The 1,238-nt window shown below is 66.7% G+C and carries 2 protein-coding genes; both read left to right on the top strand.

Annotation, left to right across the window (positions count from 1 at the left end; genetic code table 11):
* The first annotated feature begins 140 nt into the window (after positions 1–140).
* Positions 141–698 carry a helix-turn-helix domain-containing protein gene (locus ACFWPS_RS54020; protein WP_383721933.1) on the top strand — a complete coding sequence of 186 codons (558 nt, stop codon included), beginning with the start codon at positions 141–143 and terminating at the stop codon, positions 696–698.
* Positions 629–1,222 carry a transposase gene (locus ACFWPS_RS54015; RefSeq protein WP_383721934.1) on the top strand — a complete coding sequence of 198 codons (594 nt, stop codon included), beginning with the start codon at positions 629–631 and terminating at the stop codon, positions 1,220–1,222. The genes ACFWPS_RS54020 and ACFWPS_RS54015 overlap by 70 nt, the downstream gene beginning before the upstream one ends.
* Positions 1,223–1,238 lie beyond the last annotated feature (16 nt).

The following is a 1,238-nucleotide window of genomic DNA, read 5'->3' as shown; positions in this document are numbered from 1 at the left end:
ACCTGACCAAGCACTACTAGTGCTGGGTTCCTCTTTCGCTGGGTATATGTCCTGGTGACGGGGTGGTTCGGCTGTTCGGGGGCGGGTGCTGGACGGTGGCGTTACGGGCACGGCCGAGCCGTGACGAGAACGAGGAACGGATGGTGCACCGGCTGGCACGGGCGCGCAAGGCGCCGCGTGATCTGGTGTTACGGGCTCGGATGGTCGAGCTGAGCTGGGCTGGACAGCGAGTGCCTGCCATCGCGGACGAGTTGAGGTGCAACCCCAAGACAGTTCGCCGGTGGCTGCACCGCTTCGACCGCTTCGGCCTGGACGGACTCGAGGACCTGGGTGGGCAGGGCCGGAAGCGACGGATCACTGAAACGGAACGCTCAAGAATCATCGGCCTGGTCAAACAGCCGCCCCCAGGTCGACTGACCGTGCAGGCCGACGGCGAGTTGGCCGCGGCGGATGAGTCCGGGCCGCCGGAGTGGACCCTTGACGCACTGGCCGCCGAGGCCGGACGGATGGGCATCGAGGTCGGTCGCAGCCAGGTCCGCCGGATCCTGTTGGCTGAGGGGGTGCGCTGGCGCCGTACCCGGTCCTGGACCCGGTCGAGAGACGTCGACTTCGAGGGAAAAGGACACGGATCATCGAGCTCTACACCTGCCCGCCCGAAGGTGCGACGGTCGTCTGCGCCGACGAGCTCGGACCGGTGATCCCCCGCACGTTCCCGCCGGCGCCGGGCTGGTCGCCGGACGGCCACCGCATCAAGTCCGAGGTCGACTACGGCCGTGGGCCGGAGAAGACCTGGGTCTACGGCGCTCTGCGGGTACGGGACGGACACGAAATCACCATGACCGCCTCGTCCCGCAACAGTGCCTTCTACCAGCAGTTTCTTCAAAGAGTCGAGGGGGCCAATCCGGTCGGCGACATCTACGTGGTCACCGACAACCTGTCCTCGCACAACAGCCTGTCCACCCGAGCCTGGCTTGAGGACCACCCCAGAATCCGGCACGTCTTCATCCCCGTCGGGGCCTGCTGGCTCAACCTCCAGGAAGGCTGGTGGCGCATCTTCCGCAAGGCTGCCCTCGCGGGCCAGTCCTTCGCCGGACCACCCGAGATCGACCAAGCCACTCGCCTGGCAACAGCCCAGCTCAACACCCGCGCCAGGCCCTGGGTATGGGGAAGACCCACACCATCAACCCGCGTCCTACGCCGCCGATACGTGTACTCCGTTTGAGGAACCCAGCACTAGT

The organism is Streptomyces sp. NPDC058457 (assembly GCF_042720695.1).
Taxonomy (GTDB): Bacteria; Actinomycetota; Actinomycetes; order Streptomycetales; family Streptomycetaceae; genus Streptomyces.
Note: the sequence above shows the minus strand (reverse complement) of the source record. Positions and strands in the feature narration are given on the sequence as shown.